The sequence below is a fragment of the Niallia oryzisoli genome (assembly GCF_043641075.1).
GTDB classification, from domain to species: Bacteria; Bacillota; Bacilli; order Bacillales; family Cytobacillaceae; genus Bacillus_BD; species Bacillus_BD oryzisoli_A.
In genome coordinates this window covers 346,489-364,521 of the sequence record NZ_JBHZRC010000003.1, presented here as the reverse complement: position 1 = coordinate 364,521, position 18,033 = coordinate 346,489, and the positions used below count along the sequence as shown (strand labels likewise).

Here is an 18,033-nt window from a genome sequence, read left to right as displayed (position 1 = left end):
GACAAACAGGATGGATTTTTGTATCTTTAGAAAGGTACATGACTAAGGAGGAATTAGGCATCATCATGAATAATCAAAATCATACCTCAGTAAAAATCACGGTGGCAGATCCATCCGCACTTGGGCTTTTTGGCTTAGCGATGGTAACGCTTGTTGCATCATCACAAAAATTAGGCTTAACGGAAGGTACATCATTAATCCTCCCATGGGCATTCTTTTTGGGAGGCCTTGCACAATTAATTGCAGGCTGGTTAGATTCGAAGCATAACAATGTATTTGGAACAACGGCATTTAGTGCATTCGGATTGTTTTGGTTTGGTGTCGGAGCAACCTGGTTAATTCAAATGGGTGCTTTTGGCGAAACCCTATTGGCAAATGCAGACTCTAAGCAGCTTGGTGTTGCATTCATCGGCTACTTAATCTTCAGCGTCTTTATGACGATTGGCGCCATGGAGACACACAAAGTATTGTTCTTTATTTTCGTTTTAATTGACTGCTTATTTATAGGATTGTCCTTAAGCTCATTCCAGATAGCCTACGAATTTTCTCATATGTTCGCCGCTTTTTCTGAATTGCTTATTGCGCTGTTGTCATTCTACGGCTCGGCAGCAGCTGTTTTGAATACTCACTTTGGCCAAGTTGTTTTACCTGTTGGAAAACCATTTGGTATTTTTAAGAAACAGACTAGAGCTGGAAGAAAAGCTGCATAGTCAAATGAGACTTTCAAAACTATAGTGAGATTATATCTCTGTATAACAAAAGGAACTCTGCGGATAAAATCTGCAGAGTTCTTTCTATGTTTTCAGTAAAGCTTCATCAAATATAATCCACAAAAAAAAGGAAGCAAAAGAACCGTCCCCTTGCTTCCTAACTAAATTCATAAATGGTTGTTTTATTTTTGCCAGCTCGTTTGGATTGGTAGAGTGCGCTGTCTGCTCTTTTGATAATGTCCTCTGGGAATTTGTCATCCTTTTGGCTGGTGGAAATTCCAAGAGAGATCGTGATTGGATAACCGGCAGGGCTTGGTGTGTAGGACAGCTTGAGACGCAGGCGCTCTGCCAGTGCATAGGCATCCTCCACTTCTTTATTCCTCAAAAGAATCGCAAATTCCTCCCCGCCGTATCGATAGCATAGGTCTTCTTTTCTAGAGACGTCATCCATGATGGAGGCGATAAATCGTAAGACATCATCACCTACTAAATGACCATGCTTGTCATTAACCTTTTTAAAATTATCAATGTCAATCATAATCATTGAAAAAGGTGTTTTCCTTAAAATTAAATCATTTATTTCTAAATCAAAGGATCTGCGGTTGGCTAAGCCTGTAAGGCCGTCCTGTTGGATTTGTGTATTTAAAAGCTGAAAATGCTTTTGAATATGCTTGTAAAGCTGCTTTACTTCGTATATTTGTGACTTGATCTCCAAATGCTGAATTTCACCAGTTTTATTCGTTTGGGTGGCTTCCTCGGAATATCTCGCTAATCGGTTTATCGGTTTCGAGAGGTGATTCGTAAATAACCAAGCAAGCAAATAGATTAACAATAGAAGAGGAAGAGAACGAATAATGATCTGTTCCGTTAAGTCTTGAAGTGGTTTTTCAATAACAGATGTAGGTGTTTGTGCAATGATTCCCCAACCTGTCTGATCTACATAGGCATATCCGGAAAAATATTCATGGCCTCTGCTATTAATAATTTCGCCGGAGCCGCTTTTACCCTCGATGACCTTTTTTACAAGTGGATGGTCTGCCACTGATTCATTAATGCGGCTGGAATCAGGGTGATAAATAATCTTCCCTGATCGGTCAACAACAAAAACAGATGATTCATCATGGAACACATGTTGATTCAAGATACGCTTTAACGAGCTGTCACTTTCCAAATAAATGGTTCCGTCAACGACACCTTTATATGTACCGGACGTGTCGAAAATAGGATAGGAGATAAGGACAACTAAGTTACCGGTCTGCGCCAAATAGGGATCTGACACAAAGGGCTTCTGATCCTTTAACGCCTGTTTCATCAGATCTGATGTAATTTGGACTCCAGGCTTGACGCCGCCTTTATTATTCGGTACGGCCGGCGGCGTCATTAATTGAACAACTCCGGTCTCATCTGTGGTAAAAATAGAGTTAAAATACCCGGCACTAGCTTCCTTCCAACTATCCAAATCCTCCTGACTCATTTCCTTCCTACCAAGGATTTTGGCTAAGGTTCCCAGATTTTGCTGCATATTAAAAAATAAGTCACTCGTACTTAATGATACTTTTTTTGCATAACGATAGTTATTTTCGAGATAATTTTCTGTTAAGGTGTCTTTTAATGCTTGAACGGATAAATACCAGTTCACAATGGTTGTGCTGCAAACGATAAACACCGCCAACAGACTAATGGCAAATTTGAGCTTAATCCCCTTTTTGATAGACATATATGTGTTCCCCTTTCGCAGCATCAAAACACCTATATAGTATAATTTTACCAAATAACACTATGGATTGATAGTATAAAATACTTATTTTCACTCTAATCATTTACTGGATTAATTGATTTTAGTCTGATTTTTATATTCCTACTATAGTATCTCGTGCTAAAATTTGTCATTAATCCACTAATTATAATGGTAAGTAACCATTCGGAATATGATATTTATTACACATGATTTGAAGTGGATTTTATTTTTAATACTGGGGAATTACGTGATATATAAAGATTTATCACTATAGAAGAAAAAGCTGTATATCCTGGTAGTTATATGTAATTAGTCATAAGGTCTTTTTTCCTAGTATATTTTTGATATACTTCAGAGGTGAGGTTGTTAAGCAGCCCACTAAATTAAGAACTTAGTTAAAACATTTTTTTTAATATCTTAATCACAGTATTTTTATAAGAATAGTTAATTTAAAAAATAAACAATTAATGGGGGAATTTCATCAATGACAAAATCAACAAAAAACAACATCCGTAAATTTTTAGCAGGTGCAGCAGCTGCTGCAGTAGTAGTTTCAGTAGTACCTACAGCAAGTTTTGCAGCTGAATTTACGGATGTTCAAGGACATTGGGCGAAAAATGCAATTGAATATTTAGTAGGAAAAAATGTTCTTGATGGTTATGAGAATGGAACATTCTTGCCAAACAATGATATTACTCGTGCAGAAGCAGCTAAAATCCTTGCTCTAACATTAGGTCTTGAAATTGATGAAAGTAAAAAAGCTAATTTTGATGATATTCCTCAATCACACTGGGCATCAAGCTATGTTGCTGCGATTGTAAATAATACTGAAGGTGTCATCGGTGGATTCGGTGATGGAACTTTCAAGCCTGACCAAAAGATTTCTCGTCAAGACTTTGCAAAAATGATTGTTAAAGCATATCCACAATTAAAGCTTAACGAAGCTACAAAGGTTGAGTTCCCGGATAAAGCAAACTATGCAGAGGCTCAAGCAGCAATCGATATTCTTGCAAGTTTAGGTATTGTCGGCGGGGAAAACGGAATGTTCCTTCCAACTGATACGGTAACACGTGCAGAAGCAGCTACATTTGTACACCGTACAGAAAAGGAAGATGTTCGTATCGATGTGAAAATTCCTGAAGCATTAGCTTCTGGTGTTGCCGGATTTATTGTTACAAATGATACTCGTATTGAAGGTGCAACGGTAACAATTGATGGGAAAACGACAACAACAAATGAAGCAGGCTATTTTACTATAACAAATATTGCTCCTGGGACGTATGATGCAACAATCACAGCTAATGGCTTTGAAACAGTTGTTGAGAAAGTTAACGTATCAGCAGATAAAGTAACTTCATTTACAAAAGATATTGGAGCAAAAATTAATACTTCAGCAATTAAGGTTTCTGGTGTAATTGTTGATCATGCAACAGGAGCGCCACTTGATGCAAAAGTTAAGCTTGAATCGTATGATGAAGAATCAGATGCTTGGGTAACTGTTGCAGATGTTACTGCAGAAGATGGAGCTTATGAAATCAATCAAACTGATGCAAAGAATGCACTTGAATTAGGTGCTGAATATCGCCAAACGGTTACACTTGATGACTATAAAGAGTTTGTTCAAACCATTACGTTAGATAAAGAAGAAGTTGTGAACAATCTTAATGGTATCCAACTAGATGCGATTGCTGCAATGGATCTAACAGGAGCCGTTCTTAATGCAGACAATACAAAAGTAACTACAGGTACAGTTCTGCTTAAAAATGCTGATGGAGAGCTAGCAGCTGAGCCGGCAGAAATTAAAGATGGAGCATACAAGTTTGATAACCTTAAATTACTAGGTGGAACGTATACAATTGTTGTAGATGACAACACTGAAACTTCTGCCATTTATAATACTACGATTGAAGTTGCTGAAGGAACGGATCTAACTCATGATGTTCAGCTTGAAGAAGGTCACACAATTAATGCTGCCTTTGGTGCAGAAGCGTTAAATGATGTATTTAATATAGAGGATTCAACTTATACTTTAGAACTTTTAAATGGAAACACAGTTGTTGATACGGTTGTGTTGCCAGCTGATAGTGCAGCTACAACTATTGAAACGTTAACATTTACATTCTCACGTGTTGCCCCTGGAAATTACACTTTACGATTGTCTGGAGACCATGTCGTTACAGCAAACTATGACGTGACAGTTGATGGTGACGAGGACATCGAGAAGAGAGTTGTACCAGCAGGTGTTGTAACAGGTACTGTGACTGGATTAGAAGGAGCAGCGGTTAATCTTCTTAATGCAGATGGTTCTATTAAAGCTACAACGAAGTCAAATGCTTCAGGAGAGTATGAGTTTACAGGTGTTGAAGCAGGCGATTATAAAGTAGAAGTATCTATGAGTGGGTATGATACTGAAATAACTGCACCACAAACAGTAACGAAGAATACTGTAAAAACAATAGCTCCTATCACTTTAGATGCTGTTGCTATAACAGGGGATGTGGCTGGATTTGTCCGCCTAAACGGCTCTCTATCACCTATAGCAAATGCAACAGTTACCTATTATGATGCGGATGGCGATCAAAAATATAGTGATACTACAGGTTCAAACGGTTCATATGAATTAACATCTGTAGAAGCTGGATCTTATAAAGTAGTCGTACGTGGTCCTGGCATGGATACATTCACGACTAATCAAGTAGTGAACGCAGGTGATGATCTGTCAGCTGTCAATTATTCTCCAGCTGTTGGTGGGGATGCATCACTAACAGTAAACTTTGTTGATAATGAAGGAAATGCTGTAGAAATTACAGATACTATTTTAGCTGAACTTCTTGACGATTCTATCGATGCAGTAGACCTTGCTGATGGAGCGGTACCAGGAAAACTGACTGGTGAGGTTGCTGAAAATGGTTCATCTATTACATTCGAAGATCTTTCTGCGGGTTCATATGATTTAGAAATTGATTTACCAGAGGAATTTGTTGATATTGATACAACTGCAACTCTTGGATCAGGTGAAGAGAAAGAGCTTAAGATTGAAGTAAACGAAGTAGCAGATACACACAAGGTTAATTTCCGTGTAGTTGACGAAACAAATACGAACGAAGAAGATGCATATGTAGTTGTCTTCAATGAAGATGGCTCAATTGAAACAGTGTTAACAACAACTGAAGCTGGAACAGCAGAATTAGCATTAATGGATGGAACATACACTTTAGCCGTCATTAGAGATGGCTACACAGTTGCAGAACGTGAAGTAACTGTAGAAGGTAAAGATGTTACAGTACCAGTGATTCAATTAACTAATATTCAATAATATTTGTCATAGGACAAAAAAGGAGCCCCGTAGATAAAATCTACGGGGCTCCTTTTTTATTTAGAAGTTATTATCTAATTTAACTTGTTAAGTAATAAAAGGGGAGGAATATCTCAATGGCTTACCAACCACAGTTTCCATTATTGATCTTCCCCTTTTATTGTAAGCCTAAATAGCCTCACGTAATAAATACATGGAACAATGTTGGCCTGTTTGAATTATAACAGTTCAAAATAAAGAACACAATATTCTTTATAAAAAATATTTAATTATTATGTATATTTGAAAAAATTAAAACATATCATAGAAATCGTGTCGAAAAAATTCTTAGTAGCTGTTTAACAAAGAATTGCATTCTAGATGGACGCTGCTATATTTGGTCTCTTTTTTTATTTTTACAAGATATTTTTCATACTAGAGTCCTTATTTAATAGTTAAGAATGCAGGACATTAGTTCGTTTTAAAAAACTCAGTCGAGAAAAAAACATACGCTGTTCGACAAAAAAAACAATTATTCATCGATTGCTATGGGACTAAATACTAACCTTTGTCGATAATTAACCGTTGAAATATCAAATATTCTAACTTATAATGAGTACAGAGTTACAGGGACACTTGTATCTAAGGTGTTCTTAAAAGAGTACGTTCTCTATATAGAATGCTAGTTTTTTATATACATAAATTCTAGTTTTATTAATGAGAATACACTTAATGATTATTCTGGAGATCCAGAGAGTTAGTGATTAGAAATATTTATTCATACTATTTTATATGAATAAACACATGTAAAGGATTTGTAAAATTTCGTATAGATGTAATTTTCACTTATTTGAAGATTGACAATATTCTGATTACAATCTATACTAAAACTCGTTTGAGGGGCTATTTTAAGAGTTACATAATTACCAAATTAATAGATTCTTGGAATAGCTTTGATAATATAAGAAATTATTTCTTTTATACAAAAGGGGAGGAAATATCTCAATGGCAAAATCTTACCGTAAATTTATCGCTGGAACTGCAGCAGCTGCAGTTGTTGCTTCCGCAGCTCCTGGACTAACTGTAGGAGCAGCAGGTTTCAATGATCAAATTCCTACTTGGGCAAAAGAGGCAGTAGATTATTTAGTAGGCAAAGGTGCAATTGGCGGATATCCTGATGGATCATATCAGCCTTATGCAGAAATTAAACGTGGTGAAGCTGCAAAAATGCTTGCAGTAGCACTAGGTCTTGATATTGATGACAATGCAAAAGCTAGCTTTGGAGATACTAAAGATCACTGGGCTTCAAAATATGTTGCAGCACTTCAAGCGCAAAAGCCAGGTGTTATCAACGGTTATGGTGATGGATCATTTAAGCCAGAAAACACGATTACTCGTGAAGAATTAGCAAAAATGACAGTTGAAGCATACGGTTTAGAACTAGATAAAGAAGTTGAAATAGATTTCAGAGACAATACTGGCTGGGGAAAAGAGTATGTTAACGTTCTTGCTAGCCTTGGAATTGTAGCAGGTGTATCACAAGGAGAATTTGATCCAGGTGCTAATGTAACACGTGGTCAATTCCCAGTATTTGTTCACCGTGCGGAAGTACCAGGAGTTCGTATTAAGGTAGGTAAGCCAGCTCCTGTTGCTAAACCAACTCTTACTATTGAAGGCGATAGCCAAGGTAATGAACTTGCGAATGGTAAAGCAAAAACTTACACTGTAACATATAAAAGCTCTGATGGTTTACCACTTCAAGGCGTTGTTCTAAATGTTACTTTTGAAGAAAACTTAGAAACAACTAAAGATAAACAAAGAAACGTTACTGTTACAAACAGTGATAATAAATCAGTAATTCCTTACCAATCTACTGATGGTGAAGAAGCAGCTGCTGAAATCAGAACAGATAAAGATGGTAAAGCGACATTTACTGTAACTGGTACAAATGATACGGTTACTCCTATTGTATTCCTAGATGGAAGCTACCAAGAAGATGATACAGATGGTGGAGAACCACAGGTTCCAAATACTCAAAATGATCGTTTTGAGAAAAATACTGAATTGTATGTTAAAGCACCAGCACTTACATTCGGTTTAACAAAATATAAGATTGAAATCGAAGGTAAAAGAACTAAATATGCATCAATCGCTATTGACAATAATAACGATGAGAGCATTACAGGTGACGAGCATAACGGCCGTGAGTATGTAATTAAAGTAAATAAACCAGATGGAACACCATTTGCGGGCGGATATGTAAACGTAGCAATTGAAGAAAATGTTGATGATGTATTAAATAACAATCCGAAAGCTGCATATTTTGTACAATTTGGAGCAAAACAAGGTGTTGTTAAACTAGATTCAAAAGGTGAAGCTAAAGTTACTTTAGCTAGTACTGCAGTAAACGATAATGCTACTCCAATCGCTTGGATTGATCAGAACTCTGCTAATAATGCACAAAGCGGACAACTTGAAGCTGGAGAGCCGGTATCATCTAGTGATGATTTTACAAACTTCCAGCCATCACGTGTAGATAATGGTCAACTAGGTGCAAAACTTGGTGTGATTGATTTAACTGATACTGCTAGAAAAGCAATCTTTGGTGATGCATCTTGGAATGTTGAGGATGTAAAAGGATTCCAATTAACATTCCTTAACCAAAGTGGTAAGCCATTCCTACCTCCAACAACTGCAGATGGTAGAGATGATGATTTAACTGCGCGTGTGAATTATACAATTACAAATACAGGTGCTAATACAATCCGTGTACATCCTGCTCCATGGTTAGTTGATTCCGAATTGGAGAATGCAGTTGGTGCAGATGATACTCAGTGGGGATCAGACTTAGCGGGCAGCAACTTTGTTGATATTTACCCAGGTGGTACAGTAACCATCTCTGGTGATATTGAGGATGATTCTTGGAGCAACCCAGCCATCGATGCTGATGTAGCAGTTGTAGCGTATTCTCTAAATGGTGCTTCTTCAGCTGATGTAACAGCTACAGGTGTAGTGGATTACGAAGCACATGAAGATGATGATCGTTATGAAGAAAGCGATTCTGTAGCTGTTGGACCAGTTTCAACTTCTACTACATTCAGAAACAGTGTTAACGCTCCAAGAGTAATTAAAGTATTAGAGAAAGACTTAGACAATGATGGAAGCATTGATACAATTGAACTTACATTTGATGAAGAAGTTCAAGATTTTGAAGCACCAGACTTCCGTCTATTCACTGGTACTACTAGATTAGATCAAGAGGTAAACAGTGTAGCTTACGGCAAGAAAGCTTCTAATATTAATGAAGATGACAAGAAAAAGCTTGTTCTTTCAGTTGAAGAATTTGACGGCTTAGGCTTAGATTCTGGATTAATTGAAAACTTAACAGAAGCAGTTATTGCATCTTTAATTCTTGAAGATGGTGCATCTGCCCAAGAAATTGCGAATGAATTAATTGCTAACTTAAGCAAAGAAGAACAGGCTGCTATTATTGCAAAGTATTTAACTAAAGAAGAGATTGCAACAGCATTTGTAACTGAAATTGATGAACTTGCAGAATTAAATGAAGACGAACTAACTGCATGGTTAGTTGAACACTTAACTGCAGAAGCATTAGCTGGAGCATTAGTGTACTGCTCTGAAGCAGAGCTTGCACAATTATTAGTTGATAATCTAACTCATGCTGAACTAGTTGAAATCGGTTCTGAAGCAATTTCTGAATATATTGATCTTCAAGGATATGTTCCAACAACACTTCACTACGATCCAAGCTTCAGCGGTTCAAAAGCAATCACTGATGAATTTGGTAACCGTGTAAATGCGTTTGTTGTGAAATATTTTGATGTTGATGGTGACGGAGAGAAAGACGCTGACGAATATGTTGTAAACAAGCGCTAATAATGATAAAACACTGCAGAGCAATCTGCAGTGTTTTTTACTCTTCTCATGAGAGAAAACTCTAGGATGAAGGTTATGAAATGTGATGACATGAGGCAGTTAACTTAAACAAAGAGTTTATGGGAAAGTTTCCATTAATTGACCACCCAAAATTATTTTTAGGTCTATTATAATAGTAATAAAGGGGTGGTCAATTCCATGTTTAAGAGAAAGTTAAAGTTTTTCTTTATCGGTTTAATCAGTACTACGTTCATACTGCCTCAATCCATTGCAGCTAGTGAACTTAATATTGTAATAGATAAGGATAAAATAAAGAGTGAACTAAAACAAGTAAGTAAAAAAGAGAACGGTCCTTCTATAGTGGATAATGCTGTTAAAAAAGAATTATTCACAAACTTTTCTAAGCTTCAAGCAGAAAATAAAAACAACCGCACTTCTTTACAAAAGAAACCTGCTATAACAGATAAGGACCTGGAGAAATCAAGAAGAAGCTATAAAAAAGACATGAAAGTGAAACTCCAAAGTGTCGAGAGAATAGACTTAACGACTGTAAATGATCGCGGTATTATTTTAAAAATAAAAGAAACATCATCCTTTGATGCTGCTGAGCTTGGCGTACAGATTAGTAATTCTACTAAACTTCCAAATGGGCAGAAGCTAATACTTGTAAGAGTTCCAGATTCAGTAGATTATGATACTAAACTACTGGAACTCCAAAAGAATAGCAATTTTATCTCAGCTGACCCAGATTATATTCAACAAACATCGTATATCCCTCAAGATCCGGATTACTCCCAGCAATACTATTTAAGTAAAATCGGAATGGAAGAAGCGTGGGACATTCAGAAAGGTTCTTCAGATGTAACCATTGCTATCCTAGATTCAGGTGTAAACGCCAGCCATCCTGATTTAGCGGGAAGAGTGCTGCCTGGATATAATTTTGTGAATAATACTGAAAACAGCACGGATGATAATGGTCACGGGACTTTTATTGCCGGTATTATTGCTGCTAATTCAGATCAAGTAGGAATTGCGGGAATTGATCAACAGGCAAAAATTTTACCAGTGAAAGTAACAGATTCGGCCGGAAGTTCTTCAACTTTTGATATTGTAAATGGAATCTATTATGCAATTGAACAAAACGCTGATGTTATTAATATGAGCTATGGAGGATATTCTTCAAGTTCAATTGAGGAGGATGCTATTTGGGCTGCCTATGATGCAGGAATCGTACTGGTTGCATCTGCTGGTAATGACAGCTCCAGTGAATGGATCTACCCTGCCTCATATGCACCTGTAATCAGTGCTGCTGCAACGAATGAATACGATCAAAATGCGTATTTTTCCAATTATGGTGACACCGTCGATATAACAGCTCCAGGAGAAGATATATACAGCACTGCCATTTCTAGCGGTTACACATATAAAAGTGGAACTTCATTCTCAGCTCCTATGATTAGTGCAATTGCTGGACTGCTAAAAGCACAGCACCCTGAATGGGGACCTACTGAAATTGAGTGGGCATTAGAACATGGGGCACAGGTTAAGACCGGCAAAGCTTGGAGTCAATACAACGGCTATGGAATCGCGAATGCCACGCTGGCTCTACAGTCAGCACTGCCGTCATTACAAGGGGATGCTTCAGATAGTAGAAACGGTGCTCAAACAATTCAAATCAACACTTCTGTAAATCAAAATATGGATTTACCTTTTGACTCGGACTGGTTTACTTTTGATGTGAAGGAGAACTCAAGTCTAACAGTTGAACTATCAAATCTTGCGGGACATATCGACCTTATTGGTAATTTATATAAATTAGAAGGGAATGGATTGACTGAAGCCGGTGTAGTAGATAGTGATCTAATGGGAGGAACCGATAGCTTAACAGTTAACGTAGAACCTGGGACTTATTATCTCGATGTATTTGACTATTATGGACGCTGGTCGGAACAACCCTATAATGTATCCATCCAAATGGAAACGGGAGGAGAGGTTAATGATAACTCACTCGTGGCTGAAGTGGAACCGAATGACTCTATGTACTCAGCGAATTGGCTCCCATTTGGTGCCACAGGTGGAGGGTATTTCCAAACCTATGATGATCTAGACTTTTATGAGGTAAATCTACCTAAAAGTGGAGATTTGATTATCACAACCACTACTAGTAACTCCGCTTATTACAATGATCCAGCAGCTATGTTAGTGAATTCACAGGGAAGAGTCCTGGATAATTCGGATTTATATGCAGATGAAATGGAAGACTTAAAGTTTTTATCGTTTATTTATGAAAATATCGCACCGGGAACATATTATGTTGTCCTAACGAACCTAAAGGACTATTCTGATAATTATAACCCTTATCTGTTCAGTCTTGATTATATCGAAGGTTCAACGGCTGCATTTCCTGATATCCAAGGTCATTGGGCAGAAAAGGAAATCAATTATCTTTACGATGAAAACCTAATCGGCGGATATCCTGATGGAACATTCGGCCCGAATGGTTCAATCCGTCGTTCAGAGGCAGCAGCAATTATTGCTAGACAACTTGATTTACCCCTTATGACAAGCTCGTTTACAGATGTCCCCGAAAATCACTGGGCGTCTAACTATATCGGTGCTGCAGCAAATGCGCAGATTATTAATGGAATGACTGCCAATAGCTTTAATCCAGATGGAAATTTAACTAGAGAACAAATGGCAGCTATTCTTGTACGTGCACATGAATTAAAAGGCAGCGGGCAAATCACTTTTACAGATGTTAATAAGGATCAATGGTCATACTCTTACATTGAAACGCTTGTGGCCAATAACGTCACAAATGGTTATGAGAATGGAACCCTGTTCAAACCAACAAACAACATAACCCGTGCTGAGTTTGCGACAATGCTTTATCGAGTAATAGCAGAAAAAGGATAACGGGTTACTAAGAACGCTCTGTAGAGAAGAATCTCTATAGGGCTTTTCTTATTGAATCGAGCCGAGAGACCCGTCCCCGCGGTCTGAACCGAACTCGCGGTCCCAATGTAAATAACGTAAAGTTATTATTAAGGTTATTTGAATATAGGAAAATTGGCCTGATGATTTGCTAGTATTAGGGAGGATAGGTTAATACATACATATTCAAGGGGGAAGGAAAATTGGTTTTTCAAAAGTCTGTACGTAAATTTATTGCATCTGCTGCGACTGCGGCGATAATCGCTTCATCAATCGTACCTGCAGCTTCAGCATCATCGAATAAATTTTCGGATGTACCTGAGTTTTATCAGGATGCAGTGGATTATCTAGTGTCAAATGAGATTGTAAATGGTATCGGTGATGGTAAGTTTGGAAATGACTATCACATCAAACGCGCAGACGCAGCTCTCATGCTGACAAGAGCATTAGGATATGAGAATTATAGAGCGCCAGACTCAGGCTTTGAGGATGTTCCGGAATATGCTCAAAACGCAGTAAATGTATTAAAGGATTTGGGAATCGTCTCTGGTAAGAGCGCAACGTCATTTGGAGCGCATGACCCGTTAACTCGCTCTGAAATGGCAAAGATGATTGCTTTAACCTTTGATATTCCAGTTGCAGGGGAAGCGCATCCGTTTCAAGATGTAAATCCAATTTATACAGATTATGTACAAGCATTATATAATGCCGGGATTACAAACGGTACAGGTGAAACGACATATGGGGCGAATGACTTAACGACACGCGGTCAATTTGCCATCTTTTTATCTAAGGCAAATCAATATGAACGAAATGTACCGGATGTACTAGTATCTGATTTATCAGGTACGATTAATGAGGACCAATCGGTGACTATTACGGGGCAAGCTTCTGAGATTGAAAAAATAATAGTAGTCATACCAACTAATGAAAGTGAGATTAGCATAGAGGCGGAAGTAGTGAACGGGTATTTTTCAGTGACAACTGACATGCCAGCAGCTAATATCCATACCATAATAGTTAAGGATGAAGAAGGAAATGTACTTTATGAGGGAATCCGTGAAGAAGCACAAGTAAAATCAGCGGCATATGGACAGATCTATTTTAAAGAAGGCTATGTTAAAGAACAGTTTTGATATTTGTTGGCAGGTTGATTGCAGTGGAAGGCACGGAGACTCCTGCGGGAGAAGCGAGACAGTCGAGACCCCGGAGACACGAAGTGTCGAGGAGGCTCGGCGGTCGCCCGCGGAAAGCGTAGTGCCTGGAACGGAATTCAATAACTATGTTTAACACAGCCTAAAAGAATAATAGAATCTATTAATAGTAGTATATTCAAATATCAAAAAGTAGAGCTAGCATTCCTTTATATGCAAGCTCTTTTTTTTATTAATAATAGTAAATCGTCCACACAAAAACCATGATTTTTGTATATAAAATAGTAAGGAGTTGATAGTAATGTTCAAATTATTCCTAGACCCTGGACATGGAGGATCGGATCCTGGAGCTGTTGGAAATGGATTAGAGGAAAAGGATGTTACGTTAGCCATCTCTTTAAACATTAGAGACATTTTGGAGAAAGAGTATCGTGATGTTGTTGTGATGATGAGTCGAACAGGTGATACATTTCCAACTCTACAGGAACGAACAAACGCTGCAAATCGATGGAGAGCAGATTATTATCTCTCGATTCACATTAATTCCGGAGGAGGAACCGGATTTGAAAGCTATGTCGATGCGGGCGTTGATTCGCAAACCGTTTCCTTTCAGAATAGTATCCATTCAGAGATTGCAAAGGTAATTGGAATAAGGGATAGAGGGAAAAAGCAAGCGCGTTTTCATGTCATACATGCATCGTCAATGCCTGCGCTGCTCACAGAAAACGGCTTTATCGACAACCCCTCTGATGCAGCAAAAATGAAGGATTTAAATTGGATTCAAAATGTTGCCAGGGCTCATGTGGTTGGTTTAGCAAAGGCATTTAATTTAACGAAAAAACCAGTACAGGAGGAAAGACAAGTGGCTGAACGTGATATTCATGTTGTAAGTGATTGGGCAAAGCAGGATTGGGATGAGGCTGTAGCAAACGGTTATTTTGATGGAACAAGACCAGGGGCACCATTAACGCGGGAAGAAGCAGCGATTGTTATTAACCGATTAAGACATAATTTACTTGCTTTAATTAATAAGCCAAGCAATCCTTAAGCCATAAAGGAAATTAGGAGAATCGTAATTATGTATAAAAATAGCCAATCATTTTTAGAAATGGTTGGCTATTTTTATTTAGCAGTGCTTGACTCCTTTAATTTTTATCTACTCAATGAAACTCTTATTGATTACGCGTGAAAGCATAACAGAGAATTCAGCACGGGTAATAGACTGATCTGGTTTGAAGCTTCCATCAGCATATCCATTTATTATTTTTTTATCAGACAGAATGCTGATATAGTCTGAAGCCCAATGAGTAGTATTTACATCAGTAAAGCTATGTGCTGCTGAACCTTGCAGGTGAAAAGCGGTAACAAGGATTTTTGCCATTTGTGCTCTTGTAAGCGATTGATTCGGATAAAAATATTGATTGTCACCGGCAAATATTCCTTGCTCAGTCAATTTTGCAACAATGCTATAGCCGTCAGAAGTATCTATTACATCTATATAACCTGGATTAGCTGCCGGCTGCTCGTTATAGACAATAGCTCGGTCTAGCATAATAGCGCTATGCAATCGTTTGATAGGCTCGTCAGCACCGAACTTGCCGTTTTCAAATCCGTTAATAATCCCTTTTTCCACTAGAAAATTAACTTCGTCCTTAGCCCAATCCTGAATTTCATCTGTAAATTGAATCTTGTTTTTGACATTAATTGTTTTCCAAAATTCATTTGCCAATACAAGATAACCTGCCTCACTTGGATGGATATCTTTCGGATTCGGTAAATAATCACCTGGGTTCTGTGCCACTGCACTTGCCATTGCATCTGCAGTAGGTACAAATTTGACAGAGAAAGCCTGGCCTGCTCCTGAGATAGTTGAATTCAAGATCGTTAATAAAGGTAAAAGCTGGCTTTGCGTTTGCTGAGGTAAATACGGGAGTGGGTTATAGTAGCCCATAATGTAAATATCAGCGCTAGGATTAAGGGACTTGATTTCAGTAAGAATGGTTACAAGGTTTTCCTTTACTCCGTTTAATGCAGCAACTAATGCCTGTTGATCAAAAACTGCTTCCCCGGTTGTTTCATTAAATTGAATTTGCTGCAGTACATCATTTGCACCAGCATCAAGCGTAATCATCTCAGCATTCTGAATGGCATCTTTGATTGCCAATGTTTGTCCGGCACTGTCTTCTTTTTCAACATTTGTCTGAATATCATGTAGAATATCTGAAGTTGTATATCCTGAAACAGCAAAACGTTTTTCAAAGCTTGCCAGCTTATTCATTTTATTTAATTGGCCTGCAATAAAATCCGTATACCCCTTATCATGCTGTCCGAACGGTGTCCGTCCTGCAGCAAGTGAATCTCCTAATGCCAGGTAGTCTAATTTTTGACTATCTGTATTTTCCGCTAAAGCCATGGCAGGCGACAGCAGCAACGAAATGGCCATGACTAAAGTAATGGCCAATTTGGTCATCTTCCTCTTCATCCAATTTCCCCCTAAACATTTAAACTACAGACATATAATTCTGCTTAAATATGGATTATCCTTTTTGATATAAAAATTTATATAGTGAAGGATCTACAAGATTAAAAATAGATAGTGTAGTTTTTGAGGTGTATTATCCATTATTTTATCCAATTCTATGTTATCCTTTAATAAGATTCTACTATTATATATACTATTCTTTCTAGTAAAATAAAGGAGTGCTGATAGTAAGTGAATAGATATTATAAAGTTTTTGCTAGTTTAGTAGCCGTTGGTTCATTATCGCTAAGTGCAGCAGCGGTTACTGGGAATGTCCAAGCTGCGGGCAATACGGATACAGGCTACCAGAGTAATGCAGAACAAAGAGTGAACCCAGACTTTCAAACAATGAATCGCTTATTAACGGAAGCGGCTCTAAAATATCAGGTTCCACCGGAAATTGTAAAGGCGATTGCCGAAAATGAAAGCGGAGATTGGAAGCAATTTGATGAAAATGGAGAAGCGATTGTAACGTCTGATAATGGAATAGGAATTATGCAGATCACGAATCAGGCAGGGTATGATGAGGAAAGGTTAAAAAATGATATTCAATATAATATTGAAGCTGGTGTGCAAATACTGAATAAGATGTTTGATCGAACGGACCTTCCTGCAATTAATCGAAAAGAGCGGGATGTTTTGGAGCATTGGTATTTTGCGATTATGGCCTATAACGGGATAAAACCAGTGAACAGTCCAATCGTTCAAGAGACTGGTCTGCCAAATCCAAATGCCTATCAGGAAAAAATTTATAAAGTGATTGAAAAGTATGGGCTAGTTAATACAACTCAATTACCTTTTAAATCTAGTGATTTCCAATATGATTCACAAAGCACTAAAAATATCGAATTTGTAACAAAGAACTATTCGTTTAATCTACCTTTTACAAAATCCAAGCATTCCTTTAATGCGGGTCAAAAGGTTGAGATAATTACTTCAAATGTGAAATTAAGATCAAGGGCAACAACTGATGGTGACTATGTTACGTTAAAAGAGGGAGAAGCTTTAATGGTTACTGGTCCGTTTGTATACGATGAAGTAACTACGAGAAAGAATCATTTTGTTTGGTATCCGGTAAAGCGAAGTGACGGTTCAACAGGATATGTCGCGTCAAGCTATTTGCGCTTGAAGTTTCATGATGTTCCTGCTGGTCATTATGCTGAAGAGGCGATTGATTATTTAGTAGATAGAGGAATTTTGTATGGCGTTGGTAATGACAACTTTGGTATGGGACAGCCATTAAAACGCTGGCAGGCCGTTCTATTACTAACCCGTGCAAACAATGTTTCACTAGATAGTCGGGAGAATCCAAACTTCACGGATGTTCCGACGGATTATCCATATTATAAGGAAATTGCCGCTGCAGTCGATGAAGGATTATTTGGAGGGGTTTCCCAAACCCAATTCGATCCTGAAGGGACACTAACCAGAGCGCAAATGGCCGTTGTTCTTCAGCGATTATATGAATTTCCGGAAGCTTCCGGTCAGCATCCATTTAAGGATATAAAGGCCGATTGGTATGCAGATGCGGTCGCTAGATTATACTCTGCCGGAATCACAGGCGGTGTCACACTAGATGAGTATGGCCCAGACCAAACCGTTACAAGAGAGCAGTTTGCTGTTTTCATGCAAAGATCGATGGATGAAAGCTTTCGGATTAAGTAAATTGATTAATGTGTATTAACTAGAGGAGCCCGTACAAAATTGCGGGTTCCTTTTTGGTTAGGTGATTTTATAGTTTACAAATGAGGCTGATTCTGAGGTTGATAGTGCCCGTGAGCGAA

9 protein-coding genes are annotated in these 18,033 nt (G+C 38.0%); 7 read left to right on the top strand and 2 right to left on the bottom strand.

Translation table 11 applies throughout. The features are described 5' to 3' along the window. The first annotated feature begins 65 nt into the window (after positions 1-65). On the top strand, positions 66-710 hold the full coding sequence (locus ACHUFV_RS13820) for an acetate uptake transporter (RefSeq protein ID WP_394235103.1): 645 nt from the start codon (positions 66-68) through the stop codon (positions 708-710). Between the two features lie 157 nt (positions 711-867). On the opposite strand, the gene ACHUFV_RS13815 is transcribed toward ACHUFV_RS13820, so the two are convergent. Then, positions 868-2,427: a sensor domain-containing diguanylate cyclase gene (locus ACHUFV_RS13815; protein ID WP_394235049.1), complete on the bottom strand. Its 1,560-nt coding sequence runs from the start codon at positions 2,425-2,427 to the stop codon at positions 868-870. A 505-nt stretch (positions 2,428-2,932) separates the two neighbouring features. Here ACHUFV_RS13815 and ACHUFV_RS13810 point away from each other — a divergent pair. From ACHUFV_RS13810 to ACHUFV_RS13790, 5 genes are all read left to right on the top strand, one after another. After that, positions 2,933-5,764 (top strand): carboxypeptidase regulatory-like domain-containing protein, encoded by a 2,832-nt coding sequence (locus ACHUFV_RS13810; protein ID WP_394235047.1) that lies wholly within the window; start codon positions 2,933-2,935, stop codon positions 5,762-5,764. A gap of 984 nt (positions 5,765-6,748) precedes the next feature. Then, positions 6,749-9,640 carry an S-layer homology domain-containing protein gene (locus ACHUFV_RS13805; protein ID WP_394235045.1) on the top strand — a complete coding sequence of 964 codons (2,892 nt, stop codon included), beginning with the start codon at positions 6,749-6,751 and terminating at the stop codon, positions 9,638-9,640. Between the two features lie 198 nt (positions 9,641-9,838). Beyond that, positions 9,839-12,556: a S8 family serine peptidase gene (locus tag ACHUFV_RS13800; protein ID WP_394235043.1), complete on the top strand. Its 2,718-nt coding sequence runs from the start codon at positions 9,839-9,841 to the stop codon at positions 12,554-12,556. Positions 12,557-12,777: 221 nt separating this feature from the next. Beyond that, positions 12,778-13,710: an S-layer homology domain-containing protein gene (locus ACHUFV_RS13795; RefSeq protein ID WP_394235041.1), complete on the top strand. Its 933-nt coding sequence runs from the start codon at positions 12,778-12,780 to the stop codon at positions 13,708-13,710. 319 nt (positions 13,711-14,029) lie between these two features. Next, positions 14,030-14,776: an N-acetylmuramoyl-L-alanine amidase gene (locus ACHUFV_RS13790; RefSeq protein WP_394235039.1), complete on the top strand. Its 747-nt coding sequence runs from the start codon at positions 14,030-14,032 to the stop codon at positions 14,774-14,776. Between the two features lie 108 nt (positions 14,777-14,884). Here the strand turns inward: ACHUFV_RS13790 and ACHUFV_RS13785 are convergent, their stop codons facing one another. After that, positions 14,885-16,210 (bottom strand): S-layer homology domain-containing protein, encoded by a 1,326-nt coding sequence (locus ACHUFV_RS13785; protein ID WP_394235038.1) that lies wholly within the window; start codon positions 16,208-16,210, stop codon positions 14,885-14,887. A 231-nt stretch (positions 16,211-16,441) separates the two neighbouring features. On the opposite strand from ACHUFV_RS13785, the gene ACHUFV_RS13780 reads away from it, so the two are divergent. Further along, positions 16,442-17,914: an S-layer homology domain-containing protein gene (locus ACHUFV_RS13780; RefSeq protein ID WP_394235036.1), complete on the top strand. Its 1,473-nt coding sequence runs from the start codon at positions 16,442-16,444 to the stop codon at positions 17,912-17,914. Positions 17,915-18,033: the final 119 nt, after the last annotated feature.

Coding starts and splice junctions, on each gene's coding strand:
- ACHUFV_RS13800 (WP_394235043.1), top strand. CDS start 9,839: ATGTTTAAGAGAAAGTTAAAGTTTTTCTTTATCGGTTTAATCAGTACT.
- ACHUFV_RS13810 (WP_394235047.1), top strand. CDS start 2,933: ATGACAAAATCAACAAAAAACAACATCCGTAAATTTTTAGCAGGTGCA.
- ACHUFV_RS13815 (WP_394235049.1), bottom strand. CDS start 2,427: ATGTCTATCAAAAAGGGGATTAAGCTCAAATTTGCCATTAGTCTGTTG.
- ACHUFV_RS13790 (WP_394235039.1), top strand. CDS start 14,030: ATGTTCAAATTATTCCTAGACCCTGGACATGGAGGATCGGATCCTGGA.
- ACHUFV_RS13785 (WP_394235038.1), bottom strand. CDS start 16,210: ATGAAGAGGAAGATGACCAAATTGGCCATTACTTTAGTCATGGCCATT.
- ACHUFV_RS13820 (WP_394235103.1), top strand. CDS start 66: ATGAATAATCAAAATCATACCTCAGTAAAAATCACGGTGGCAGATCCA.
- ACHUFV_RS13805 (WP_394235045.1), top strand. CDS start 6,749: ATGGCAAAATCTTACCGTAAATTTATCGCTGGAACTGCAGCAGCTGCA.